The organism is Bradyrhizobium sp. RDI18, from assembly GCF_043203335.1.
GTDB lineage: Bacteria > Pseudomonadota > Alphaproteobacteria > Rhizobiales > Xanthobacteraceae > Bradyrhizobium > Bradyrhizobium retamae.
This window is the reverse complement of record NZ_JBICRN010000008.1, coordinates 1,145,038-1,170,120: the sequence shown is the minus strand read 5'-3', so window position 1 is coordinate 1,170,120 and position 25,083 is coordinate 1,145,038. Positions and strand designations below refer to the sequence as shown.

The following is a 25,083-nucleotide window of genomic DNA, read 5'->3' as shown; positions in this document are numbered from 1 at the left end:
GGGAGGATGGCGATGAGCGACGGCAAGAGCGGGCTTCAACTGCGTTCGCTGCTCAAGAAGAGCGGCGAACTCGAACTGTCGCTGGTCGATGTCCCGACGCCCGAGCCGGCCGACGACGAAGTCGTGGTCCGTGTCGAGGCGACCCCGATCAATCCCTCCGATCTCGGGCTCTTGATCGGTCCGGCCGACATGTCGACCGCCAAGGAATCCGGCAGCGCGGACGCGCCTGTCATCACCGCGAAGATGCCGGAATCGGCGATGCGGATGATGGCGGCGCGGCTCGACCAGTCGCTCCCCGTCGGCAATGAAGGTGCCGGCGTGGTGATCAGGACCGGATCTTCGGACGCCGCGAAAGCGCTGATGGGCAAGGCCGTCTCGATGATCGGCGGCGCGATGTACACGCAGTATCGCACCATCAAGGTCAGGGACGTCATGGAGCTGCCGTCAGGCACCACGCCGGCCGACGGCGCATCATGGTTCGTCAATCCCTTGACCGCGCTCGGGATGACCGAGACGATGCGGCGCGAGAACCACAAGGCGCTGGTGCACACCGCGGCCGCCTCCAATCTCGGGCAGATGCTCAACAAGATCTGCATCAAGGACGGCATCGGCCTCGTCAATATCGTGCGCAGCAAGGAGCAGGCCGACATCCTGCACAAGATCGGCGCCAAATATGTCGTCGATTCCACCGCAGACACGTTCATGGACGATCTCACCAACGCGCTGGTGGAAACCGGCGCCACCATTGCGTTCGATGCGATCGGCGGCGGCAAGCTGGCGAGCCAAATCCTCACTTGCATGGAAATCGCGGCCAACAAGACCGCCAAGGAATTCAGCCGCTACGGCTCGAACGTGTACAAGCAGGTCTATATCTACGGCAGCCTCGATAACCGTCCGACCGAGCTCAGCCGTACATTCGGCCTGACCTGGGGCGTCGGCGGCTGGCTCTTGACGCCGTTCCTGCAGAAGATCGGCCCCGCCGAAATCGGCCGGCTGCGCCAGCGTGTCGCGTCCGAGCTCAAGACCACCTTTGCCAGCCACTACACGCAGGTAGTGTCGCTGCAGGAGACGCTGCAGCTTTCCAACATCGCCGTCTACAACAAGCGCTCCACCGGCGAGAAATTCCTGATCAATCCGAACAAGGGGTGAGCGCGCGCTTCTATCGCCGCGAACAGGCTGCCTTCCAGGCGGCCTGTTTTTGCATGCCGGGGCAGTCGTAAAAGTAAGTTAATGCACTTGCATCTTTCTGCCGATCTGGCGTAAGGGAGCGCAGGCGCTTTTGCTGTAACGGGGAAATCAATGGCCACCTACTACACCATCGTCACGATCGTCGGCTCTCTCCGCAAGGAGAGCTTTTCGCTCAAGGTCGCCAATGCGCTCGCCAAACTGGCGCCGGCTTCGCTCAAGCTCGATGTGACCACGCTGCATGAAATTTCCTTCTTCAACCAGGATTTGGAAGCGGCGCCGCCGGCTGACTGGCTGGCGTTTCGCGAAAAGTTGCAGAGGTCGAACGGCGTGCTGTTCGTGACGCCCGAATACAACCGCTCGATCCCAGGCGTCCTGAAGAACGCGATCGACGTCGGGTCGCGCCCCTATGGCAAGAGCGCGTTTCTCGGCAAGCCGACCGGCATCGTCAGCAACTCGCCCGGCGCGCTCGGTGGCGTCAGCGCCGCCAAGCATTTGCAGAACATCCTGCCGGGCATTTCCGGTCCGATCCTCGGCCAGCCCGAAATCTACCTCAACGGCATCGGCGACGCTTTTAACGAGAAGGGCGAACTCGTGAAGGAAGCGGTGCAGAAGGTGCTGCAGCAATACATCGACGCGTTTGCGGCGTTCATCGAGAAGCAGAACGGGTAAGGACGTCATTGCAATGACGGCGGTGACATTCGTGCTCGCCGCCTTAGCATTCCATTAACCCAGCCGTCGCATCTTGGCGGCATGGTCTCCCGCACCCGATTGAAATCCATCCTGACCGGACTCGCCCTCTATACGGTGGCGGCGATGATGGTCGGCTATTTCGGCGTCAACGCTTACACCGGCAAATATGGCTTGAACGCACGCCAGGAACTCGATCAGGAAATCATTGCGCTGACTTCGGAATTGGCGCGGCTGAAGCGGGAGCGGGCAGAGGGCGAGCAGCGGGTATCGCTGCTGCGGTCCGACCGGGTCGATCCCGACATGCTGGATGAGCGCGCGCGCTTCCAGCTCGACTACGCCAATCCGCGCGATCTGATCCGGATCGTCAAGCCGAACTGATTTTCCAACCGATGTCACGAACACGGCCGTCATGGGAGACGATGCCGGCGTGTCAGTCCGCAAATTTCAAAAAATCGCGAAATCAATTTCGAAAATGTCGCAGCCCACATTGCACTGCGGCATAGCATTATTTTCTCCAGCGCACGCAATCCTTTCACGGCGGTTTGAGTTGGGATAGAGAGGGCTGATCCGTCTCTCTTTCACCCGGAATTGCCATGGCTGCACCCAAGAAAAGCGTCGCGAAAGAGATCAGGGCAGGAGAAGGCAGACGGGTCCCCACCGGAATTCACCAAGGCGCAGGAACTGGCCGCGCTGCGGGATATGCTCCTGATCCGCCGCTTCGAAGAAAAGGCCGGCCAGCTCTACGGCATGGGTGCGATCGGCGGCTTCTGCCATCTCTATATCGGCCAGGAGGCCGTGGTGGTTGGGATGCAGATGGCCCTGAAGAAGGGCGATCAGGTCATAACCGGATACCGGGACCACGGCCACATGTTGGCCTGCGGGATGTCCGCCAACGGCGTGATGGCCGAGCTCACCGGCCGCCGTGGCGGCTATTCCAAGGGCAAGGGCGGCTCCATGCACATGTTCAGCATGGAAAAGAATTTCTTCGGCGGCCACGGCATCGTCGGCGCCCAGGTCTCGCTCGGAACGGGCCTTGCTTTCGCCAACCGTTATCGCGGCAATGATTTCGTCAGCGTCGCCTATTTCGGCGACGGCGCGTCCAATCAGGGCCAGGTCTACGAAAGCTTCAATATGGCGGAGCTGTGGAAGCTCCCGGTGATCTACGTGATCGAGAACAACCGCTATGCCATGGGCACGTCGGTGACGCGCTCCTCGGCACTGACCGATTTTTCCAAGCGCGGCGCCTCCTTCAACATTCCGGGCCAGCAGGTCGACGGCATGGACGTCCGCGCCGTGAAGGCCGCCGGCGACGAGGCGGTGGCCTGGTGCCGCGCCAGCAAGGGGCCGTTCATCCTGGAGATGCAAACCTACCGCTACCGCGGCCACTCGATGTCGGACCCGGCGAAGTACCGGACGCGCGAAGAGGTCGAGAAGATCCGCACCGACCAGGACCCGATCGAGCAGGTGCGCAACCGCCTGCTGGCCGCCAAGGTCAGCGAGCAGGAGTTGAAGGCGATCGACGCCGAGGTTCGCGAGATCGTCAACGCATCCGCCGATTTCGCCCAGCGCGACCCTGAGCCCGATCCGTCCGAGCTCTGGACCGACGTCTACAGGTAATTCAACGCATAGTTCGTAAAACGTGGGACCTGGTTTGCTGCTCTCGCGACCTGCAGATCAAACGAGCGCAGAACCAACTGACGAGTGATTTTCGGGAGCCGATATGCCCATTCAAGTGCTGATGCCTGCGCTGTCGCCCACCATGGAGAAGGGCAACCTTGCGAAGTGGCTGAAGAAGGAAGGCGAGACGATCAAGTCGGGCGATGTCATCGCCGAGATCGAGACCGACAAGGCGACGATGGAAGTCGAGGCGACCGATGAGGGCACGCTCGGCAAGATATTGATCCCGGAAGGCACCGCCGACGTCGCCGTCAACACGCCGATCGCGACCATTCTGGCCGACGGCGAGAGCGCCGCCGATCTCGGCAAGGCCAGCGCGCCGGCGCCAGCGGCCAAGGCCGCGGAATCCGCGCCCCCCGCCGAAGCCAAAGCGGAAGCGCCGCAGCCCAAGGCCGAGAAGGCACCTGCCGCGCCGCCGGCCGCGGTCGCCGAGCCCGATCCGGAAGTCCCCGCCGGCACCGAGATGATCACGCAGACCATTCGCGAGGCGCTGCGAGATGCGATGGCGGAAGAGATGCGGCGCGACCCCGACGTGTTCATCATGGGCGAAGAGGTCGCGGAGTATCAGGGCGCCTACAAGGTGACCCAGGGGCTCTTGCAGGAATTCGGCGCGCGGCGCGTGATCGATACCCCGATTACCGAGCATGGTTTTGCCGGCGTCGGCGTCGGCGCTGCGATGTCGGGGCTGAAGCCGGTCGTCGAATTCATGACGTTCAACTTCGCCATGCAGGCGATCGACCAGATCATTAACTCCGCGGCCAAGACGCTGTACATGTCGGGCGGCCAGATGGGCTGCTCGATCGTATTCCGCGGCCCGAACGGCGCCGCCGCCCGCGTCGCCGCCCAGCACAGCCAGGACTACTCGGCCTGGTACTCGCAAATTCCCGGGCTGAAGGTGATCGCGCCGTTCTCGGCGGCCGACTACAAGGGGCTGCTCAAGGCCGCGATCCGCGATCCCAACCCCGTCATCTTCCTCGAAAACGAAGTCTTGTACGGCCACACTGGCGAGGTGCCAAAACTCGACGACTACATGATCCCGATCGGCAAGGCGCGTATCGTTCGCTCGGGCAAGGACGTAACGCTGATTTCGTGGTCGAATGGCATGACCTACGCGCTGAAGGCCGCCGACGAACTCGCGAAGGAAGGCATCGAGGCCGAGGTGATCGACCTGCGCACGCTGCGCCCGATGGACACCGAGACGATCATCAACTCGGTAAAGAAGACCGGCCGCGCGGTGACGGTGGAAGAGGGCTGGCAGCAGTCCGGCGTCGGCGCCGAGATTGCCGCCCGCATCATGGAGCACGCCTTCGACTATCTCGATGCGCCGGTCGCGCGCGTATCCGGCAAGGATGTGCCGATGCCTTATGCCGCGAACCTCGAAAAGCTCGCATTGCCTTCCGTGGCCGAAGTGGTCGCGGCCGCCAAAGCCGTTTCTTATCGGTAAGCCCATGGCCGGTCCTAACGAACAACCGCTGCCGCCCGACGTGATCGGCCGCGAGGACGCCGTTGAAGTCCTGCGCGCCTTCGTCGTGGATGGTGGGCTCTCGATCGCGTTCCAGCGCGCCTTCGAGGAGCCTGACATGTGGGGCCTCTTGCTGGTCGATATCGCCCGCCACGCCGCCCGCGCCTATGCGCGCGAGAGCGGCTACACCGAGGACGAGGCGCTTGCGCGCATCGTCGAGATGTTCGAAGCCGAAATCAACCGGCCGACCGACATGGGCTCCACCACGCCCCGGTCGCAACAGGGTCACTGACGATGCCGATCAACATTTTGATGCCCGCGCTGTCGCCCACGATGGAAAAGGGCAACCTTGCCAAGTGGCTCAAGAAAGAGGGCGACAAGGTCAAGTCCGGCGACGTGATCGCCGAGATCGAGACCGACAAGGCGACGATGGAAGTCGAGGCGGTCGACGAGGGCACGATTGCCAAGATTCTGGTGCCGGAGGGTACGCAGGACGTCCCCGTCAACGACGTGATCGCAGTGTTGGCCGGCGACGGCGAGGACGTGAAGGCGGCAGGCGCCACGCCCGCGCCGAAGGCTGCCGAAGCGCCCAAGGAGGCGCCCAAAGAAGCGCCGAAGCCTGCTGCCGCGGCTGCTCCGGCACCGACACCTGCTCCCACTCCCGCGCCTGCCCCTCAGGCGGCGGCGCCTGCCAAGGGCAACGGCCAAGGCCGCATCTTCTCGTCGCCGCTCGCGCGCCGTCTGGCCAAGGATGCGGGCATTGATCTTTCGCGCATCAACGGCTCGGGCCCGCATGGCCGCGTCGTCGCCCGCGACGTCGAGGATGCGAAATCCGGCAAGGGCCTGAAAGCCCCGGCCGCCGCACCTGCGGCGGGTCCGAGCATCGCGCCGTCGATGCCCGACAAGCAGATTTTGGCGCTGTTCGAGGAAGGCACTTACGAGATCGTGCCGCATGACGGCATGCGCCGTACCATTGCGCAACGGCTCACCGCTTCGGTGCAGACCGTGCCCCATTTCTATCTGACGATGGACTGCGACATCGGCAAGCTCCTGGTCGCGCGTGAGGAGATCAACGCCGCAGCCCCCAAGGACAAAGAAAAGAAGCCGCTCTACAAGCTCTCGGTCAACGACTTCGTCATCAAGGCGATGGCGATCGCTCTGCAAAAAGATTCCGAACTGCAACGTGAGCTGGACCGAAGGCGGCATGCTCAAGCACAAGCATTCCGACATCGGCGTGGCCGTGGCGATGCCCGGCGGCCTGATCACGCCGATCATCCGGAAAGCCGAGACCAAGACACTCTCCACGATTTCGTCCGAAATGAAAGACTTTGCCGCGCGCGCGCGGGCGCGCAAGCTGAAGCCGGAAGAATACCAGGGCGGCACCACGGCGGTATCCAACCTCGGCATGTACGGCATCAACCACTTCACCGCCGTGATCAATCCGCCGCACGCGACGATCCTTGCGGTCGGCACCAGCGAGGAGCGTCCCGTGGTGCGCGCCGGCAAGATCGAGATCGCGCAGATGATGAGCGTGACGCTCTCCTGCGATCACCGGGCGATCGACGGCGCGCTCGGCGCCGAGCTGATCGGCGCCTTCAAGCAGTTGATCGAAAACCCCGTCATGATGATGGTGTGAGGGAGCTGCAGACACCAATCTTTTTGCATCGGGCGAAATCCGCCGACTTCAGGACCAAGGGAAAGCCGATGTCGCCAGGCGAAGTCAAACTGTCGGTCAAGCCGGTGTTCATCGGCTGGATTACGCTGTTGACCCAGCTTCCGTTGCAGCTTTTTTTCACGGTGTGGTGCGGCGTCTTCTTCGCTGGCATGGGCGCGGCGATCGGCATTTTTTCGAATACGAGGGATGCGTCCTACGCCATAGGCGCGGTTGCATTCTTTGCTATTCCGGTCGTTGCCTATATCGGCAAGAAGCTGAATTACAGTCGGACTGAATACCGCTTCTATTCCGACCGGCTCGAATTCGATGAAGGTTTTCTCACCATCAACAAGAAGGTGATCAAGTTTCGCGACGTAAAGGAGACCACCTTGCGCAAGGGCATCCTTCAGCGCAGCTACGATCTTGGGTCAATTTACCTCGCAACCCTTGCGACCGGGTCGACACGAAATTCAGATCCGTTCATGGCGCTGGGTTTCGGTAATGTTTCGGCGAGCGGCGTCATTGTGCGCGATATCTCCGATCCCGACCAAGCCTTTGAGACAATCCGGAAGCTGGTTGACGCGAAGAGCGATTAGAACAAAGCCGAGACGCCCTGCGCCAGACCTCCCACCAAACGATGTATTCTAACGATCCAGGCAGAGACCGACCAACATGGCCGACACATCCTTCGACGTCATCATCATCGGCTCCGGCCCCGGTGGCTACGTCACCGCGATCCGCGCAGCCCAGCTCGGCTTCAAGACTGCGATCATCGAGAAATCTTATCTCGGCGGCATCTGCCTGAACTGGGGCTGCATCCCGACCAAGGCGCTTCTGCGATCAGCCGAAATCTTCCATTACATGCAGCACGCCAAGGATTACGGCCTCTCCGCGGAAAAAATATCGTTCGATCCGAAGGCGGTGGTGCAACGCTCGCGCGGCGTTTCGAAGCGGCTGAATGACGGCGTCGGCTTCCTGATGAAGAAGAACAAGGTGACGGTGATCTGGGGCGAGGCGTCGATCGATGCGCCGGGCAAGGTCACAGTGAAAAAATCCGCCGTCGAGGCGCCGAAGGGTGCGCTGGGTGAGGGCGCCTATCAGGCCAAGCATATCATTCTCGCGACCGGCGCCCGGCCGCGCGTGCTGCCGGGGCTTGAGCCCGACAAGAAACTGGTCTGGACCTATTTCGAGGCGATGGTCCCGGAGCGGATGCCGAAATCGCTGCTGGTGGTTGGCTCGGGCGCGATTGGCATTGAGTTCGCCTCGTTCTTCCACACCATGGGTGCCGACGTCACTGTGGTCGAGGTGCTGCCGCAGATCCTCCCGGTCGAGGACGCCGAGATCGCCGGTCTCGCGCGCAAGCGGTTCGAGAAGCAGGGCATCAAGATTCTCTCAAACACCAAAGTCACGAAGCTCGAGAAGAAGGCCGACAGCGTGGTTGCCACCATCGACGACGGTAAGAAGCCGCAGACGGTTGAGTTCGAGCGGGTGATCTCGGCGGTCGGCGTGGTCGGCAATGTCGAAGGTCTCGGCCTCGAAAAGCTCGGCGTCAAGACAGACCGCGGCGTCGTCGTGATCGACGGCTACGGCAAGACCAATGTCCCCGGCATCTATGCCATTGGCGACGTCGCAGGTCCCCCGATGCTCGCCCACAAGGCCGAGCACGAAGGCGTGGTCTGTATCGAGGCCATCAAGGGCCTGCATCCGCACGCCACGGACAAGAACCTCATTCCCGGCTGCACCTATTGCCACCCGCAGATTGCTTCCGTGGGGCTGACCGAGGCGAAGGCGAAAGAGGGCGGCCGCGAAATCCGCGTCGGCCGTTTCCCGTTCGTCGGCAACGGCAAGGCAATCGCGCTCGGCGAGGACCAGGGCCTCGTCAAGGTGATCTTCGACAAGAAGACGGGGCAATTGCTCGGCGCTCACATGATCGGCGCGGAGGTGACCGAGTTGATCCAGGGTTACGTGGTCGCCATGAACCTGGAGACTACGGAGGAGGAGTTGATGCACACCGTATTCCCGCATCCGACGCTGTCCGAGATGATGAAGGAGGCCGTGTTGGATGCCTACGGCCGCGTGCTGAATATCTAGCCTAGTCCCTAACCGTCATGCGCGGGCTTGACCCGCGCATCCATCGCGCTTCACAAGAGTCTTGCGAAGAAGATGGATTGCCGGGTCTAACCCCGGCAATGACAAGCAAACCAGAAAGAACAGTTGTGAAAGACAACGACAATCTGACCATCGAACGCCCGACGTTTGTGACCCATCTCGAATGCGCGATGGAAGGCGATCGGTACGAGGCCGACCAGATCCACAACCTCTCCAAGGCCGGCAAGCCGCTACTGGTGCGCTACGACCTCGCTGGCGTGAAGAAGGCGCTGACCAAGGAAGCCCTCGCGCAGCGTCCGGCTGACATGTGGCGCTATCGCGAGCTGCTGCCGGTGCGTAAGGTCACGGACATCGTCAGCCTCGGCGAAGTGACGACGCCGCTGATCCGGCTGCCGAAGCTTGCGAAAAAACTCGGCGGCGGCGAGATCATCGTGAAGGACGAGGGCCGCTTGCCGACCGGCTCGTTCAAGGCCCGCGGCCTTGTCATGGCGGTGTCGATGGGCAAGGCGCTCGGTATCAAGCACATGGCGATGCCGACCAACGGCAATGCGGGCGCGGCGCTCGCGGCCTACGCGACGTCCTGCGGCATCAAGACGACGATCTTCTGCCCCGCCGACACGCCGGAGGTGAACGTCAGCGAGATCGGGCTGCAGGGCGCCACCGTCTATCGCGTCAACGGCCTGATCGACGATTGCGGCAAGATCGTCGGCGAGGGGAAGGCAAAAGCGGGCTGGTTCGACACCTCGACGCTGAAGGAGCCTTACCGGATCGAAGGCAAGAAGACGATGGGCCTTGAGCTCGCCGAACAGCTCGGCTGGGAGATGCCCGACGTGATCTTCTACCCGACCGGCGGCGGCACCGGCCTGATCGGGATGTGGAAGGCGTTTGCCGAACTGGAAGCCATCGGCTTCATCGGCGCGAAGCGGCCGCGGATGGTCGCGGTACAGGCGTCCGGCTGCGCGCCGATGGTGCGCGCCTTCGAGAACGGCACCGAGCACGCCCCCCGCTGGGAAGATGCCCATACCATCGCGTCAGGCATCCGCGTGCCGCAAGCGGTCGGAGATTTTCTGATCCTGCGCGCGGTTCGCGAGAGCAAGGGATTTGCGATCGCGGTCCCGGACGAGAAGATTTCTGCTGCGCTCAACGAAGTGGCGCGCGAGGAGGGCCTGCTGTTGTGTCCGGAAGGGGCGGCGACGTATGCTGCCTATCAGCAAAGCCTTGCCGACGGCCGCGTGACCAAAAACGATCGCGTCATGCTGTTCAATTGCGCGACAGGGCTTAAATATCCGCTGCCGCCGGTCACGCGCACGCTCGATCGCCACCAGCCGATCGACTACGCCAAGCTCTGACCGTCATGCGGCGGAATGCGATGGGAGCATGAGATGCGAAAGATCGTTCTGGCCGCGATTGCAGTGTTGGCGTTCGGTGGTGTTGCGGCAGCGCAAAACTTTCCCTCGCGTCCCGTCACCATCATCGTACCGTTCTCCGCCGGCGGTCCGTCGGATGCGATGGCGCGCATTCTGGCCGAGCGCATGAAGGTCACGCTCGGCGAGCAGGTGCTGGTCGAGAACGTGACGGGAGCGGCCGGTTCGGTCGGCGTCGGCCGCGCGGTGCGTTCGCCGCCTGACGGTTACACGATCAGCTTCGGCCACCTCGGTACCCACGTCGCCAATGGCGCGATCTACAAGCTCGGCTACGACCTCACAACCGACCTCGAACCGGTCGCGCTGCTGCCGAGCAATCCGATGATCATCGTCAGCAAGAAGGCGGTGCCCGCAACCTCGCTGAAGGAATTTGTGGCGTGGCTGAAGGCGCAGCCGACGCCGGCGACCGCGGGCACGGCCGGCGCCGGCTCCGGCAGCCATATCGCCGGGGTCTATTTCGAGAACGTTACCGGCATCAAGCTGCAATATGTGCCGTATCGCGGCACCGGCCCCGCGATGAACGATCTCGTCGCCGGCCAGATCGACATGATCGTCGACCAGACGTCCAATTCGATCGGGCAGGTGCGTGCCGGCAACATCCGCGCCTATGCCATCACCGACAGCAAGCGCGTGGAATCCGCCTCCGACATCCCGACCGTGGACGAGGCGGGGCTGCCCGGCTTCCACATGACGCTGTGGTCCGGCCTCTGGGTGCCCAAGGATACGCCGAAGGACATCATCGCCAAGCTGAATGCGGCGACGGTGGAGGCGTTGAACGATCCGGCGGTGCGCAAGCAGCTTGAAAACCTCGGCCTGCAAATGCCGCCGAAGGACAAGCTCACGCCCGATGCACTCGGCGCCTGGCAAAAGGCCGAGATCGCAAAATGGTGGCCGATGATCAAGGCCGCCAACGTGAAGGTGGATTAGCTAGCTCCCTCCGGATGCGCGCGGACGGATCTTCAAGCACTGGGGCGGGGAACCCTACGGATAGCGCGGACGTTAACGTTCCTATACGTACACGGAGCGCACAATGGCTGACAATGACAACCGATCCAAGGGCACAATCGGACTCATTCTCGGCGGAATCATCGCGGTGGCTGCCGCAGTATTCTTTCTTTCCGGCGGCGAATTGGGCGGGGTTAAAGAAGTGACTAGCGATTCTGACCTCGCGCCGGTCGCGCCCGGAAAGAAATAGCGTGAAGATGGGTTGGTAAATGCGCTGATTTGTCCGATCTCTTCGGACTGCAGCGGCCAGGCCGTCCATTGATCGGATGCTCTATTTCGAACGGGCTACCGGCTGGGACTACGGCCCGTTGCTCCCTTCGTCGCGACTGACCAAATGCCAGAATCATTAGTCGCGGTCGCGCGCCATTTAGTCGGTGTCGGTCATGAGCGACAAACCTCCAAGTACACATTCCCTGAGATCGACGAGCAGCAAAACCTGCCTCGTTGCATCAATGCATGCACGAGTCTTGCGGGGGGCGGCACATCACACAGAATGGATCAGCGTCGAACGGACGGGAACGGTCGACGCCCACGGGAGGTGACTATGCCCACGGACGATGGCAGTTTGGTCAACATACTTGGAATCCTCTCGATCATCGTACTCGTCGTTGCTAATGGCTTCTTCGTTGCGTCCGAATTTTCCCTCGTTGCGATACGCCGAAGCCGGGTAGGCCAGTTGGTCGCCGGCGGCCGCATGAATGCTCGGGCGCTGCAACGGGCCATTACCCGGCTCGACTACAATCTTGCGGCGTGCCAGCTTGGCATCACGATTTCCTCGCTGGCGCTGGGCTGGATCGGCGAGCCGGCCCTGGCGCACCTGATCGAGCCACTATTGGTTGGGCCTCTTGGATCAGGCTCGACGTTTGGCGCTCACGCGATTGCCATCGCGATTGCATTCGTCATTCTTACGATGCTTCACATCGTGCTTGGCGAACTTGCACCCAAGAGCCTCGCGCTGCAGCGGACAGAGATAACCGCGCTCCTGATCGTGCGACCGCTCGTGCTGTTCGGATTCCTGTTCAAGCCGGCCATCGTGTGCTTGAACGGGCTGGGCAACAGCGTTCTCCGCTTGGCCGGGTTGAGACCGGCGAGCGAACAGGAAACCATCCACTCCCCTGAGGAAATAAAGCTCCTGGTAGCCGAAACCGAGGAAGCGGGCTTGCTCGCGCGCGCGCAGCGCAATGTCGTCGAGCGGATCATCAACATCACCAGTCGCGAGGTGAGCGACATCATGACCCCGCGGACGGATATCGACTGGACTGATGCTAACGACAGCCGGGACGAAGTCCTGCGTGCCGTGCGAGAGTGCTGCCACGAGCACGTCATCGTGAGCCGTGGTAGCCTTGATGAGATCGTCGGCGTCATACGCAAGCAAGATCTGCTTGATCAGGCTCTCGATGGCGAACCACTCGATCCCTTCGCCGCAATTCAGCAGCCTTTGGTTCTCCCCGAATCGACTCCCGTGCTTCACGCTATCGAGAGGTTCAAGGCGCAGCCCGCTCGGGTCGGCGTGATCGTCGACGAATATGGAACGCTTCAGGGCATCGTGACGCGGACCGACCTCCTTGAGGCAATTGCGGGCGATCTGCCAGATGTCGGTGAGGACCCTGCGGTGGTTGAGCAACAGGACGGCACGTTCCTCTTAGATGGCAAAGTGGCAGCGGACGAAGTTCTGATTCGCCTCAAGATCGGTCGCAAGCCGGAAGGCGACTTTCACACGCTTGCAGGATTTGCGATTGCTCTACTCGGCAGAATACCCGCCGTTGACGACCAGTTCGCTTGGGAGGGATGGCGATTCCGGATCGTTGATATGGACGGTCCGCGGATTAGCAAGATTCTTGCATCGAGATTCTGATCCACCCTAGACTAGGCAATTGTAGGTAACATCCGTGCCTGCGCCATCACCGACAACAAGCGCATGGAATCGGCTGCCGATATTCCGACCGTTGACGAGGCGGGTTGCCGGGCTTCCCACGCTGTGGTCCGGCACTCTGGGTGCCCAAGGACATGCCGAAGGACGTGATCGGAAAGCTGAATGCGGCGACGGTCGAGGCGTTGGGCGATCCGGCGGTGCGCAAGCAGCTCGAAAATCTCGGCTTGCAAATGCCGCCAAAGGACAAGCTCGCACCCGAAGCGCTCGGCGCCTGGCAAAAGGCCGAGATCGCAAAATGGTGGCCGATGATCAAGGCAGCCAATGTGAAGGTGGAATAGCCCGACCGCTGCGCGCTTGCTCATGATGTGTCACGATGGCTTACGTATGTGGGGCGTGTAACCGGCGGCCGTCTAACTTCATCCGCCGCTCCCCCGGTGAGGCTGCATGGCCTTTGCCGCTTGTTCTGTCGTCACTGAACGCTGGGCAGCCGCTCCAGCGCGACTTGTTGCCACAGCCGAGATAGTCATTTGCGTTTTGACGCAGGTGGTGCCTCAATTCTTTCCGTCTGTTGGAGATGCATGGAATTTCATTGTCTGCCCGGAATGCAGCTATTGACTGGCCTCCGCTGCAGTGGCGCTTTTCGCCGTCAGGATAGTCTGGCCGCGATCATACTGACGATCCATTTGCACGGAACGCTTTAACTCCATTATCAGGAGCCTCCCATGAAACTAGCATCACTATTCACTGCGGTGACACTCACCGTCATCGGCCTTGCAGGCCCGACGCTTGCACAAACGCCGAAAGGCCCACTCGTCAACGGTGAATGGCTGGAGAAGAGCCTTAGCGATCCCAAGGTGCGTGTCGTCGAGGTGAGCGTTGAACCGGGCCTGTTCGAACGCGGCCATATCCCCAATGCGCAGAACGTTGTCTGGCACACGGATCTGGTTGACACGGTCCGTCGCGACATCGCCACGAAGGAGAAATTTCAGGACCTCGTCCGCAAGCTCGGCATCGACAAGGATACGACCGTCGTCCTCTACGGCGATAACAACAACTGGTTTGCCGCCTGGGGCGCATGGATTTTCAAAAGCTATGGCTTCGATAACGTAAAGCTGCTCGATGGCGGCCGGAAGAAATGGGAGGCTGACAAGCGTCCCTTCGACAGCCGTGTGGCCTCGGTAGCGCCGAGCCAGGTTTCCATCGGCGAGCCCAACAGCAAGCTGCGCGCGCGGCTGTCCGACGTGAACGACGCGGTGTCGAAGAAGACCAATGCGACCATCGTCGACATCCGCTCGCCGGACGAATATTCCGGCAAGGTGTTCGCTCCTCCGGGTTCGCAGGAGCTGGCGGTGCGCGCCGGCCACGTCCCGGGTGCGATCAACGTTCCCTGGGTCCGCGCCGTGAACGAGGATGGCACGATCAAGTCGGCTGACGAATTGAAGAAGCTTTATGCAGCAGCGGGCATCGATGATTCGAAGCCGATCATCGTCTACTGCCGCATTGGCGAACGCTCCAGCCACACCTGGTTCGTGCTCTCGCAGATTCTGGGCTATGATGTGCGCAACTATGACGGCTCGTGGACCGAATACGGAAACACGGTTGGCTTGCCCGTCGTCAACGTGGCAGGGACCGTCTGGGGTGGCAAGTGAAGCGCTGACATCGCAGGACAAGGCTTACGCGCATCGCATCGATGCGCCGCAGACCGCAACGGCGCCGGGCTCCCCGGCGTCGTTCGCATTTGTGCCCTCACTCGTGCGCTTGCTGGTCTCGGCTGCGCTTCTGGTGGCGCTGGCGGCGCTGGCTTACGTGCTCCACCTGAACCGCCAGCCAGGTCTTTCGCTCTCGCTTCTCTTGGGCGCAGCCTTCGGCATTGTCCTGCAACGCTCGCGCTTCTGCTTCTTCTGCAATTTTCGCGACTGGTTCGACAGTGGCGATCCGCGCGGCCTGTTCGGAATCCTCGTGGCGCTCGCGGTCGGCATCGTCGGCTATGCCATCGTGTTCGGGGCGTGGCTGCCCGATCCGTCCAGCGGCCGGCTGCCGCCGGACGCCTTCATAGGCCCGGTGAGCCTCGTCCTGCCGGTTGCCGGCCTCGCATTCGGTGCAGGTATGGCGATATCAGGCTCCTGTGTCAGCGCGCATCTCTATCGCCTCGGCGAGGGATCGCCGACCGCGCCTTTCGCGCTGATCGGCACGGTGATTGGCTTCATTCTCGGATTCATGAGCTGGAATACGCTCTACCTGACCCAGATCGTTGGCGCGCCCATGGTGTGGCTGCCGCACTGGGTCGGCTATGCCGGCACGCTGGTGGCGAGCCTGATCATGCTCGCTCTCGTCGCGCTCTGGCTGTCGCGCGGCGGCCAGCAACGCTCTCAGCCAGTAGACGATACGCCCTGGCGTAAGATACTGATCCATCGCTGGCCAGCCTGGATCGGCGGAGCGATCGTTGGCGTCATCGGCATGGTGGCGTATCTGCGCGTCGCGCCGCTGGGCGTCACCGCAGAGATTGGCGGCCGCGCGCGTCAGATCGCCTTGGTGACAGGTCTCTCGCCCGGCAGGCTTGAGGGACTTGATACGCTGCGGGGCTGTGTCACCGTCATTCGCGACGGTCTCGTTTCCAACAACGGCGCGTTCATCGCAGCGCTCGTTGTCGCTTCCTTTGCCGCCGCATTCGTATCCGGCCAATTCAAACCGGAGCGGCCGACCGCCGGTCAGGCCAGCCGCGGCATGATCGGCGGCATTCTGCTTGGCTGGGGCGCCATGACGGGCCTTGGCTGCACGATCGGCACGTTGCTTTCCGGCATCATGGCCGGAGCGCTCTCAGGCTGGGTCTTCGCGGTGGCGGTGTTCACAGGCATCGCCGCCACACTGCTCGTGGGGCGCCGCATCGGGGCGCTAGGTTGAAAGTCGGAGTGCAAGGGCCGGCGGCGGCCGGCCCTTGCAAGTAATTGTCAGGAAGTGGTTTGAGTGCTGGACTGCGTTTGCCTTACGCGTTTTGACGTTTCAGCTTGGAAAGATGGCTTCCGCGTCAGTCGGTGTTTCGGTACGCTCGATGCCTCGGCCAGCACAGCGGAATCATCTTGCGCCGGTCGACATTCATGCGGCTTCAAGTCGGCTTGCCAACACCTTGTCTATGCGCCTGCCGTCCAGATCGGCAATCTCAAATCGCCATCCCTCATCTTCGATACTATCACCCACGTTTGGGATTTTGCCGAACTCCTGAAGCAGAAAACCGGCAAACGTCTGATAAGGCCGCGATATAGGAAGCGTAATTCCGAGCAAATGTGCGGCTTCGATCGCGGACATCCAACCGGAGATCAAATAGGAGCCGTCGTCGCGCTTTACGGCGGCAGGCTCGGCGGGCCCGTCATTCGTACTAAAAGAGCCGACAATCGCTTCAAGGATATCGGCACTCGTCACGACACCTTGGAAAACGCCATATTCGTCGTGCACTAGCCCCACGTGCACCGGCGCATCGCGCAAGATCGTAACTACATCTCGCGCATCGAGGGTTTCTGGTATTATTGGTGCTTCGCGCACCAAATCTCGAAACTTCGGCGTCTTATCCGTCAAGTAGACGTCAAGCAAGTTTTTGGCATTCACGACGCCTACGGCACCTTCGCTATCGCCATCAAAGACAACAAGACGGGAGTGCTCGCTGTCCAAAAGGCCGGCGACGATTTGGCCATTACTATCTGCTAAGTTGATAGAGTCCACTTCGTGACGTGGGGTCATTACCGCACCCACGGCCAGATCGCCGAGCCGCATCACCCCGGCGATCCATTCCTTTTCGCCCGGCTCTAATACTCCGGCATTCTCAGCCTCGGCGACAAGCGATCGAATTTCATCCTCACTGACTCTATCGCCCGCTTCCTCTCGATGACCCAACAGCCACAGCAATATCTTGCCGGATCGATCAAGGAGCCACACCAGCGGATGCGACACCTTGGCAAGCAACACCATCGCAGGTGCCACCTTCACGGCTACGGCTTCCGGATCACGAAGCGCAATCTGCTTCGGAACGAGCTCGCCGACAATCAGTGACGCATAGGTGATGAAAGCCACGACAACGCCGACTCCGGCCGGCTCTGCGACGCCGGGCGACAGGCCGGCCTCGATCAGCCAAGATGCAAGACGCAGCCCTAACGTCGCGCCTGAGAAAGCGCCGGACAACACGCCAATCAGGGTAATGCCGATCTGAACCGTCGACAGGAATTTCCCGGGATCAGATGCCAGCGCAAGGGCGCGGCGAGCCCCCTTAACACGCTTCTCGACGAGGCCGGCCAGCCGCGCCGGACGCGACGACACAATCGCCAACTCCGACATTGCGAGTAGGCCATTGAGAACAATCAGGACCGTGACGATCCCGAGGTCTAGATATAACACTATTTTACCTTCTGTGGCGCGGGCGGCCGCATTGGTACCACACGATCGCCGCAGCACGTATGTAGTGTCCTGCCATCGACACGCAAATGGAACCAGTTCCCGGAGGCCGGCATGCGGGACAGTCAAGATCGCGGCTTGATCAGCTTCCGAACTTTTGTCGTTATCGCTGCAGCAATCATTCTGATGATTGCTGCCCTTGCATGGGAGAACATCGCGCATGTTCCCAGTAATCCCGGACCAAGCGGAATACCGGGATCGACGGCTCGAGATCAAACCCCACCGCCCGCCGGGGATCTCTCAGGGACGACCACCGGGAAGTCGCGCTGACCTGAAGCGCTGATCTTGGCACGTTGGATCGCGTCAGACACCGTCAGCGATTACAGATGCGCTCGGAAGCTGAAGGCGGACCCCCCTTGGGGGTCTTTCATCGCTGCACTCATGCGGCTACTTGCTGAGATGCCGATGCAGCCTTGCGCCCGGTGACGATTGAATCGACACCGGACGCTGGAGATGCAAGGGCCGGAAGGCCGGCCCTTGCAGGTACTTGAGACCTGAGCTCCTTCGCCTTACGCGTAGGTTGCCATGTTGGCCATCGCCGTCATTTCGTTGTGGTGGCCGCCGTCGGTGCCGCCACCGGCCAGCACGCCATCGTCTTCGATATCGAAGTGCGCGCCGCCGAGTTCGCCGACCTTCTCGTAGGCGCCATACACGGTTTGGGTAACGGTGATGTCGCTCTGCTTCACCAGGTTGCCGTAGACGGTGATGGTGCCGAGCAGATCCTCGTCATGCGCGCCAGCATTGCCTTGCTGGCTGATGACGGTGATCACGCTATAGTCGTTCCTGCCGTCGCCGTTGCTGTCCTTGTGCTGGATCGACTGCACCTCGGCGGTGTGCGCCGAGATTTCGATCTTGTCGCCCTGGGCGCGATTGAAGTCGCGGATCACGTCATTGCCGAAGCCGTCGACCCAGTGATCATGCGTGGCGTTGTTCTCGCCGGTGACGCCAACCCAGTCGATGGTGCCGTCGTCGTTGACATGCTTGGCGACGATCTCGTCCTTGGCGTTCACCATGCCTTCGAAGCGGAAGGTGTCGGCGCCCCTGCCGCCGGTGAGGGTGTCGTTGACCGCCGTGAACGCGGCGGTCTCCTCCGCGAAGATCTGGGTCGTGCCGTCCTGGGCTGCGACCATTTCGCCTGCGTCCGACCGGCTGAGCAGCACGTCGTTGCCGGAGCCGCCATCCATGCGGTCAGCGCCGAAGCCGCCGACCAGGAGATCGGCGCCGGTGCCGCCCGAGAGATTGTCGTTGCCGGAGCCACCCCACACCTTGTCGTCGCCGGAGCCGGCGTTGAGCGTGTCGTTACCGGCCATGCCGGCGACCGAGTCCGCCTTGGCACCGGAGTACAAGACGTTGTTGCCCGTCGTGCCGTTCAGATGATCGTGGTCGGCGGTGCCACCCGTAAACCTGGCTAAAAAATCATCGAGACGGCCGTCGTCGAAGAATCTGTTCAGATTGAAGCGTGCCATTAGTCGAACCTCTTACTCAGAGGCCTCACGGACTAGAAACGACCACGGACTTTGGGAAAGCCTCGCGTGATGCGCGCGGGAAGGACGTGAGGCAGGATCTCTCGCCCGCACCGAAGAAGAAACAGCAAAACGGGCCCGTGGCTGGACGTGTGCGCGGCGGATTTGCGCTGCGCAGGGGCAATATGGTGACGCGAAAGGCGTTCGTGCGCCGATCCTTTGGCGCGCGCCTCAATTCCAGCCAGCGATCAAAACGTCTGCGACAAGCTACGTACCGCGTTGTTCTCTCTCGCATATGAACCACAAGCGCCGACGGTTCGCATGTCGCGGGCCGCATCATTGCGTGACGAAAACTGGCGCAAAAAGTGCCGGCGCACAAAAATGACGCGATCCCTTTCGAACGCCAGGCATGGCACGGGTGTAACTTTCGGTGTGCGCAATGGCGGCAATCGAAGATAGGGCGCCGTGGATGTCGTTCGGATTGCGCTGTCCGATTCGCCGTTGCGGCACTCGCCAATGGTCGGTCTGGATGCGTCGGGCGATTCTCGCGTCGGACTTCCATTCGTCGATCGCCCTCAGGTTGTGATCGGTGGAAAGCTTGGTCTCCCGGAACGAGTTCTTCGATGGGTTCCCGCGGACCTTGAATAATGGTTGCCGCCGGGCCACGTTTGTTGCGTGGCTGCAACAGGAGGGGAACATTTGGTTAACCGGCGCGCCTGCCTCTTGCTCGCGCCGCTTTTTGGCCACACCCCTCCATGAAACCATTTCCTTCATAGCTGATTGGCCACAGCGTAGGCGAAGGCGACGAGAAATTGCTCCCGAGACCGACAGGGAGATGGCTGGGAGAACAGGTTCCGCGGATGGACGCCAAGACCGACATCAAGAAGAGGTTGCCGAGCCGTCACGTGACGGAGGGGCCGGAACGTGCCCCTCATCGGTCCTACCTCTACGCGATGGGGCTGACCACCCAGCAGATCCACCAGCCTTTCGTTGGCGTCGCGTCCTGCTGGAATGAAGCCGCACCCTGCAATATCTCGCTGATGCGCCAGGCGCAGGCGGTCAAGAAGGGCGTCGCGGCCGCCGGCGGCACCCGCGCGAATTCTGCACCATCACCGTGACCGATGGCATCGCCATGGGCCATGACGGCATGCGCTCGTCCCTGCCATCCAGGGAATGCATCGCCGACTCGGTCGAATTGACCGTCCGCGGCCACTCCTATGACGCCCTCGTCGGGCTCGCCGGCTGCGACAAGTCGCTGCCGGGCATGATGATGGCGATGGTCCGGCTCAACGTGCCCTCGATCTTCATCTATGGCGGCTCGATTCTGCCGGGTAATTTCCGTGGCCAGCAGGTCACGGTGCAGGACATGTTCGAGGCCGTAGGCCGACACTCGGTCGGTGATATGTCGGATGCCGATCTCGACGAACTCGAGCGGGTGGCTTGCCCCTCGGCGGGGGCGTGCGGCGCGCAATTCACCGCCAACACCATGGCTACCGTGTCAGAGGCGATCGGCCTGGCGTTGCCCTATTCGGCCGGCGCGCCGGCGCCGTATGAGATTCGCGACGCGTTTGCGCCGCCGCCGGCGAGCAGATTCTTGAGTTGATCGCAGCCAACATCCGCCCGCGCGACATCGTCACCCGCCGCTCGCTGGAAAACGCCGCCGCCGTGGTTGCCGCCTCCGGCGGGTCGACCAATGCTGCGCTGCACCTGCCGGCGATCGCGCATGAGTGTGGGATAAAATTTGACTTATTCGACGTCGCCGAAATCTTCAAAAGACTCCTTATGTCGCGGATTTGAAGCCAGGGGGCCGTTATGTTGCCAAAGACATGTTCGAGGTTGGCGGCATTCCGCTTCTGATGAAGACGCTGCTCGACAATGGCCACCTGCACGGAGATTGCATTACCGTCACGGGCCGTACGATCGCCGAAAATCTCAAGAGCGTGAAATGGAATCCGCACCAGGATGTGGTGCGGTCCGCCGACAACCCGATCACCGTCACGGGAGGCGTTGTCGGGTTGAAGGGTAATCTCGCGCCGGAGGGCGCGATCGTGAAGGTCGCGGGCATGTCGAAGTTGAAATTTGCTGGTCCTGCCCGTTGCTTCGATCGCGAGGAAGACGCCTTCGAGTCGGTCCAGAAGAAAACCTACAAGGAAGGCGAGGTCATCGTGATCCGCTACGAGGGGCCGCGCGGTGGTCCCGGCATGCGGGAGATGCTCTCGACCACGGCGGCGCTGACCGGGCAGGGGATGGGCGGCAAGGTCGCCCTGATCACCGACGGCCGGTTCTCTGGCGCCACCCGTGGCTTCTGCATCGGCCATGTCGGGCCGGAGGCGGCCGTGGGCGGTCCGATCGCCCTGTTGCAAAATGGTGACATTATCGAGATCGACGCCGAGGCCGGCACTCTTAACGTAAAATTGACCGACGCCGAACTCGCCGAACGTAAAACCAAATGGCTGCCTCGACAGACTAACCATACGTCGGGTGCGCTGTGGAAATATGCCCAACAGGTTGGGCCGGCGGTGGATGGGGCTGTGACCCATCCTGGCGGTGCGCACGAGAAACAGTGTTATGCGGACATCTAGGCGTATCATTCTTGCGTTGATGTTGGGGGCCGCACCAGTGGCTGCTCCCGGATTCGCATTTGATGGCGCACCGGTAAAGCCGGACGCCGCGCTCCCCGTAATGAACCAGCCCGCGGCAGCGCAAGCCGTCACGGCGCAGGCGCTGAAGAAGGCTGGGACCGCGGCGGCTACCGCCACGGCGACTGCGGTTAACGCGCCTTCGCTGACTTCGCTGCAATACGCCGCCGAGGGTGGCCATCCCGTCGCGCAGTGGAAGCTCGGCCGGATGTATGCCGACGGCGATGGCGTGGTGCAGGATGACCTGCGCGCGTTTGAATATTTCAGCCGTATCGCCAACCAGCATGCCGAGGATAGCCCGTCGGCGCCGCAGGCCGCGATCGTGGCTAACGCCTTCGTGGCGCTAGGGCGCTACTACCTCAACGGCATCCCGAATTCCAAGGTCAAGGCGGATACCGAACGCGCTCGGGAGATGTTCTCCTATGCCGCGTCCTATTTCGGCAATGCCGACGCGCAATACGATCTGGCGCGGCTTTATCTGAAGACCCCGGACGCCTCGCGGGACGATTTCCGCTATGGGGCGCGCTGGCTTGGTCTGGCTGCCCAGAAGGGCCAGCATCAGGCGCAGGCCATGCTCGGCCAGATGCTGTTCAACGGCGACCGGCTGCCGCGGCAGGCCGCCCGCGGATTGATGTGGCTGACGCTGGCGCGTGACAACGCCGCGCCCGATGAGACCTGGATCCGCGAAAGCTACAACCGCGCGTTCGCCAAGGCCTCCGACGACGACCGCGCCACGGCCTTGCAGATGCTCGAGCACTGGGTGCAGGGCAAGCGGGATTGACGGTCGATTTTTGTAGGGTGGGCAAAGGCGCGTTTGCGCCGTGCCCACCATCTCTCCGAGATCGTGGATGACAATGGTGGGCACGCTGTGCTTTGCCCACCCTACAACTCTGCGACAATCTCCTTCGACATTCGATAGCCGCCAGCCATGCCGAATTTGGTCGGCTCGCCCTCGTCGATGTACCCTGCCGAGCGATAGAAGCGATGCGCCGTCGCGGTGCTGGTCAAGGTGCAACGGCTGTTGCCTCGCTCCACCGCTCTGGCTTCCAGCGCCCTCAGCAAGGCGCGGCTGACGCCGCGAAACCTCGCCTCGGGGGTGACATAGTTTAGCGTGATCTCGCCTGCATCGGTGACGGACCCCACTGCCAGGACGGCATCGCCCTCGACCGCGAGCAGGAGCGAGTTTGCTTCCTGAGCCGCCCATGCGGCCACCATTTCCGGTGTCTTGTTGGCGAGCCAGGCATTCAACATCACCGGATCATTGCCGTGATCGGCGATGCACAGGCGGGATATCGATTCCCTGAGAACATGGCAGGCAGCGGCGGTAGTCCTCGGGCAGCGCATCCCGAATCTCCACCTTCGGCGCGCCTGTCCCGCTCAAGCCTTCTCCAGATCGAAATCCGCCCAGACCGGCACGTGGTCGGACGGTTTCTCCCAGGCGCGGACGTAGCTGTCGACGCCGACATCGGTCAGGCGGTCGCTGGCCTGCGGCGACAGCAGAAGGTGGTCGATTCGAAGGCCCCAGTTCTTCTGCCAGGCACCCGCCTGATAGTCCCAGAAGGTGTAGAGGCCCGGTTCGTCGGTTACCGCGCGCAGCGCATCGGTCAGGCCGAGGCCGAGCAGGGACTGGAAGGCCTCGCGGGTTTGCGGGCGGAACAGCGCGTCGTTACCCCAGGCGGCGGGGTTGTAGACGTCGGCGGCAGCCGGAATGACGTTGAAGTCGCCTGCGAGCACCAGCGGTTCTTCCGCCTTAAGCCGCTCTTTCGAGTACTCAAGAAGCCGCGACATCCATTTGAGTTTATAAGGATATTTGTCCGTGTCCGGCGGGTTTCCGTTGGGCAGATAGAGGCAGGCGATCCGCATGACGCCGGTCTTCAGCGTCACCACGCCTTCGAGGAATCTGGCATGGGCGTCCTCGTCGTCGCCGGCCAGGCCCGATTTGGTCTCGTCGAACGGCAGTTTCGACAGCAGGGCGACACCGTTGAAGGTCTTCTGGCCGTGGGTGACGACGTTATAGCCGAGCGACTCGATCTCCAGCCGCGGGAACGCATCGTCAACGCACTTGGTTTCCTGCAGACAGACGACGTCCGGCGAGCAGTCTTTCAGCCACGCCAAGAGAGGCTCGAGCCGCTGCCGGATCGAATTGACGTTCCAGGTTGCAACACGCATGAATTCTGTCCGGATCGTAACTACACAATTTCTGCTGCAGTGGCATACCATGTGCAGCCGGGCTGTGATAACCGTTTAAGAATAAGGCGCAAACATCGCCGTCAAGGGGCAGGAGTAAACCGTCCCGTCCGTTGTGGGACCGGCGAGCGTGAAAATTATGAAAAAGCGTACCTTGATACTTGTTACCGGCGCCATCGCCATTGCTACCGCGGCCGGCTTCATTACCCGCTCCTCATGGATGGGCGGCAGCAGCAGCGCTCAAGCCCCGCAGCGGCCGCGGACGGTTTCGGTCGAAATGGCGAAGGCGGAGCGTAAATCCGTCCCGGTCGATGTCGACGCCAATGGGACGGTGACGCCGATCTCCAGCGTGGCGCTGAAATCGCGGCTGGAAACCACCATCGTCGCGGTGCATTTCGAGGACGGCGCCAAGGTCAACCAGGGCGACTTGCTGTTCACGCTCGATAGCCGCCAGATCGACGCCCAGATCGAACAGGCCGAGGGCGTGCTCGCCAGGGACCAGGCGCAGCTCGAGGGCGCGCAGCGTGACCTCCGCCGCTTCAACGATCTGGTCGCCAAGGGCGCGACCACGCAGGTCAACGTCGACAACGCCAGGACACAGTCCGATATCCTGACCGGTACCATCAAGGCCAACCAGGCTGCGCTGGACAACCTGAAGGTCCAGAAAAGCTACACCATGATCCGCGCGCCTTTCTCGGGCCGGATCAGCGCGGCCAACGTGAAGGTCGGCAATTTCGTGCGCCCCGCCGATACCACCCCGCTTGCGGTCATCAACCAGATGGCGCCGGTCTATGTGACATTCGCGGTACCGCAGCGCGTGCTGGTCGATTTGCGGGAGTCGATGGCGAAAGGGATCTCCACCGTCACTGCGATGATCCCGGGCCATAAGCGTTCAGAGAGCGGCAAGGTCGCGATGGTCGAGAACACCGTGGACGCGACCACCGGCATGGTCACCGTGCGCGGCATTATGGCCAACGAGAATGAGACATTCTGGCCGGGCACGCTGGTCGCCACCAAGCTCGTCATCCGCAACGAAGACGCAATCGTGGTGCCGACGGTCGCCGTGCAGCGCAGCCAGAGCGGCAATTTCGTCTTCGTGGTCAAGGACGGGATCGCCAAGGTCCAGCCGGTCACGGTCGACCGGACGTCGCAGGGCTCGTCCGTGATTTCGAGGGACTCGCCGGCGACGAGAATGTGGTGGTCGACGGGCAATTGCTGCTGTCTGACGGAACGCGGGTCGAGCCGCGGGTTAAAAAGGCGGGGGCGTAGCCG

General features: G+C 62.0%; 21 protein-coding genes and 3 pseudogenes. 19 read left to right on the top strand and 5 right to left on the bottom strand.

Going from position 1 to position 25,083, the window contains the following annotated elements:
• Nucleotides 1-12: 12 nt before the first annotated feature.
• The 16 genes and pseudogenes from ACFXS9_RS14450 (at nt 13) to ACFXS9_RS14375 (ending at nt 15,983) form a co-directional block, all read left to right on the top strand.
• Nucleotides 13-1,149 carry a zinc-binding dehydrogenase gene (locus ACFXS9_RS14450; protein WP_392689821.1) on the top strand — a complete coding sequence of 379 codons (1,137 nt, stop codon included), beginning with the start codon at nt 13-15 and terminating at the stop codon, nt 1,147-1,149.
• A 150-nt stretch (nt 1,150-1,299) separates the two neighbouring features.
• Nucleotides 1,300-1,857: an NADPH-dependent FMN reductase gene (locus ACFXS9_RS14445; protein WP_392689819.1), complete on the top strand. Its 558-nt coding sequence runs from the start codon at nt 1,300-1,302 to the stop codon at nt 1,855-1,857.
• A gap of 81 nt (nt 1,858-1,938) precedes the next feature.
• Nucleotides 1,939-2,256 carry a septum formation initiator family protein gene (locus tag ACFXS9_RS14440; RefSeq protein ID WP_057843085.1) on the top strand — a complete coding sequence of 106 codons (318 nt, stop codon included), beginning with the start codon at nt 1,939-1,941 and terminating at the stop codon, nt 2,254-2,256.
• A gap of 219 nt (nt 2,257-2,475) precedes the next feature.
• The gene (gene pdhA / locus ACFXS9_RS14435) at nt 2,476-3,495 is read left to right on the top strand and encodes a pyruvate dehydrogenase (acetyl-transferring) E1 component subunit alpha (protein ID WP_392699785.1); all 1,020 of its coding nucleotides are present in this window, start codon (nt 2,476-2,478) and stop codon (nt 3,493-3,495) included.
• A 103-nt stretch (nt 3,496-3,598) separates the two neighbouring features.
• Entirely contained in the window at nt 3,599-4,999 is a 1,401-nt protein-coding gene (locus ACFXS9_RS14430) for a pyruvate dehydrogenase complex E1 component subunit beta (RefSeq protein ID WP_392689817.1), read from the top strand.
• Nucleotides 5,000-5,003: 4 nt separating this feature from the next.
• A complete protein-coding gene (locus ACFXS9_RS14425; protein WP_028345892.1) occupies nt 5,004-5,309 on the top strand; it encodes a DUF5076 domain-containing protein in 306 nt (101 codons plus the stop codon).
• 2 nt (nt 5,310-5,311) lie between these two features.
• Nucleotides 5,312-6,653 (top strand): annotated as a pseudogene (locus ACFXS9_RS14420) (pyruvate dehydrogenase complex dihydrolipoamide acetyltransferase).
• Between the two features lie 68 nt (nt 6,654-6,721).
• Nucleotides 6,722-7,267 carry a PH domain-containing protein gene (locus tag ACFXS9_RS14415; RefSeq protein WP_392689815.1) on the top strand — a complete coding sequence of 182 codons (546 nt, stop codon included), beginning with the start codon at nt 6,722-6,724 and terminating at the stop codon, nt 7,265-7,267.
• Nucleotides 7,268-7,343: 76 nt separating this feature from the next.
• Nucleotides 7,344-8,762 (top strand): dihydrolipoyl dehydrogenase, encoded by a 1,419-nt coding sequence (gene lpdA, locus ACFXS9_RS14410; protein WP_392689814.1) that lies wholly within the window; start codon nt 7,344-7,346, stop codon nt 8,760-8,762.
• 125 nt (nt 8,763-8,887) lie between these two features.
• Complete coding sequence (locus tag ACFXS9_RS14405; protein ID WP_392689812.1) at nt 8,888-10,129, top strand: threonine synthase; 1,242 nt, start codon at nt 8,888-8,890, stop codon at nt 10,127-10,129.
• 33 nt (nt 10,130-10,162) lie between these two features.
• Nucleotides 10,163-11,131 (top strand): tripartite tricarboxylate transporter substrate binding protein BugD, encoded by a 969-nt coding sequence (locus ACFXS9_RS14400; protein WP_392689810.1) that lies wholly within the window; start codon nt 10,163-10,165, stop codon nt 11,129-11,131.
• Nucleotides 11,132-11,234: 103 nt separating this feature from the next.
• Nucleotides 11,235-11,399: a hypothetical protein gene (locus tag ACFXS9_RS14395; protein WP_392689808.1), complete on the top strand. Its 165-nt coding sequence runs from the start codon at nt 11,235-11,237 to the stop codon at nt 11,397-11,399.
• A gap of 354 nt (nt 11,400-11,753) precedes the next feature.
• Nucleotides 11,754-13,064, top strand: coding sequence for a hemolysin family protein (locus tag ACFXS9_RS14390; RefSeq protein WP_392699783.1), 1,311 nt, complete (start codon nt 11,754-11,756; stop codon nt 13,062-13,064).
• Between the two features lie 104 nt (nt 13,065-13,168).
• Nucleotides 13,169-13,420, top strand: a complete 252-nt coding sequence (locus ACFXS9_RS14385; RefSeq protein ID WP_392689806.1) for a hypothetical protein — start codon at nt 13,169-13,171, stop codon at nt 13,418-13,420.
• A 384-nt stretch (nt 13,421-13,804) separates the two neighbouring features.
• On the top strand, nt 13,805-14,731 hold the full coding sequence (locus ACFXS9_RS14380) for a sulfurtransferase (protein WP_392689804.1): 927 nt from the start codon (nt 13,805-13,807) through the stop codon (nt 14,729-14,731).
• Nucleotides 14,721-15,983: a YeeE/YedE family protein gene (locus ACFXS9_RS14375; protein WP_392689802.1), complete on the top strand. Its 1,263-nt coding sequence runs from the start codon at nt 14,721-14,723 to the stop codon at nt 15,981-15,983. The genes ACFXS9_RS14380 and ACFXS9_RS14375 overlap by 11 nt, the downstream gene beginning before the upstream one ends.
• 192 nt (nt 15,984-16,175) lie before the next feature.
• Here the strand turns inward: ACFXS9_RS14375 and ACFXS9_RS14370 are convergent, their stop codons facing one another.
• The 3 genes from ACFXS9_RS14370 to ACFXS9_RS14360 all read right to left on the bottom strand — a co-directional run bounded on the left by ACFXS9_RS14370 (nt 16,176) and on the right by ACFXS9_RS14360 (nt 19,759).
• Complete coding sequence (locus ACFXS9_RS14370) at nt 16,176-17,465, bottom strand: hemolysin family protein (RefSeq protein ID WP_392699781.1); 1,290 nt, start codon at nt 17,463-17,465, stop codon at nt 16,176-16,178.
• Nucleotides 17,466-18,031: 566 nt separating this feature from the next.
• Nucleotides 18,032-18,988, bottom strand: coding sequence for a calcium-binding protein (locus ACFXS9_RS14365; RefSeq protein WP_392689800.1), 957 nt, complete (start codon nt 18,986-18,988; stop codon nt 18,032-18,034).
• Nucleotides 18,989-19,321: 333 nt separating this feature from the next.
• Nucleotides 19,322-19,759: a hypothetical protein gene (locus ACFXS9_RS14360; RefSeq protein ID WP_392689798.1), complete on the bottom strand. Its 438-nt coding sequence runs from the start codon at nt 19,757-19,759 to the stop codon at nt 19,322-19,324.
• Nucleotides 19,760-19,845: 86 nt separating this feature from the next.
• Here ACFXS9_RS14360 and ilvD point away from each other — a divergent pair.
• Nucleotides 19,846-21,567: pseudogene (gene ilvD / locus ACFXS9_RS14355) on the top strand (dihydroxy-acid dehydratase).
• The gene (locus tag ACFXS9_RS14350) at nt 21,554-22,405 is read left to right on the top strand and encodes a tetratricopeptide repeat protein (protein ID WP_392689796.1); all 852 of its coding nucleotides are present in this window, start codon (nt 21,554-21,556) and stop codon (nt 22,403-22,405) included. The pseudogene ilvD and the gene ACFXS9_RS14350 overlap by 14 nt, the downstream one beginning before the upstream one ends.
• 101 nt (nt 22,406-22,506) lie before the next feature.
• On the opposite strand, the gene ACFXS9_RS14345 is transcribed toward ACFXS9_RS14350, so the two are convergent.
• Both ACFXS9_RS14345 and xth read right to left on the bottom strand, forming a co-directional pair.
• A complete protein-coding gene (locus ACFXS9_RS14345; protein WP_392689794.1) occupies nt 22,507-22,968 on the bottom strand; it encodes a GNAT family N-acetyltransferase in 462 nt (153 codons plus the stop codon).
• A 33-nt stretch (nt 22,969-23,001) separates the two neighbouring features.
• Nucleotides 23,002-23,793 carry an exodeoxyribonuclease III gene (xth, locus tag ACFXS9_RS14340; protein ID WP_392689792.1) on the bottom strand — a complete coding sequence of 264 codons (792 nt, stop codon included), beginning with the start codon at nt 23,791-23,793 and terminating at the stop codon, nt 23,002-23,004.
• 157 nt (nt 23,794-23,950) lie between these two features.
• Here xth and ACFXS9_RS14335 point away from each other — a divergent pair.
• Nucleotides 23,951-25,080 (top strand): annotated as a pseudogene (locus ACFXS9_RS14335) (efflux RND transporter periplasmic adaptor subunit).
• Nucleotides 25,081-25,083 lie beyond the last annotated feature (3 nt).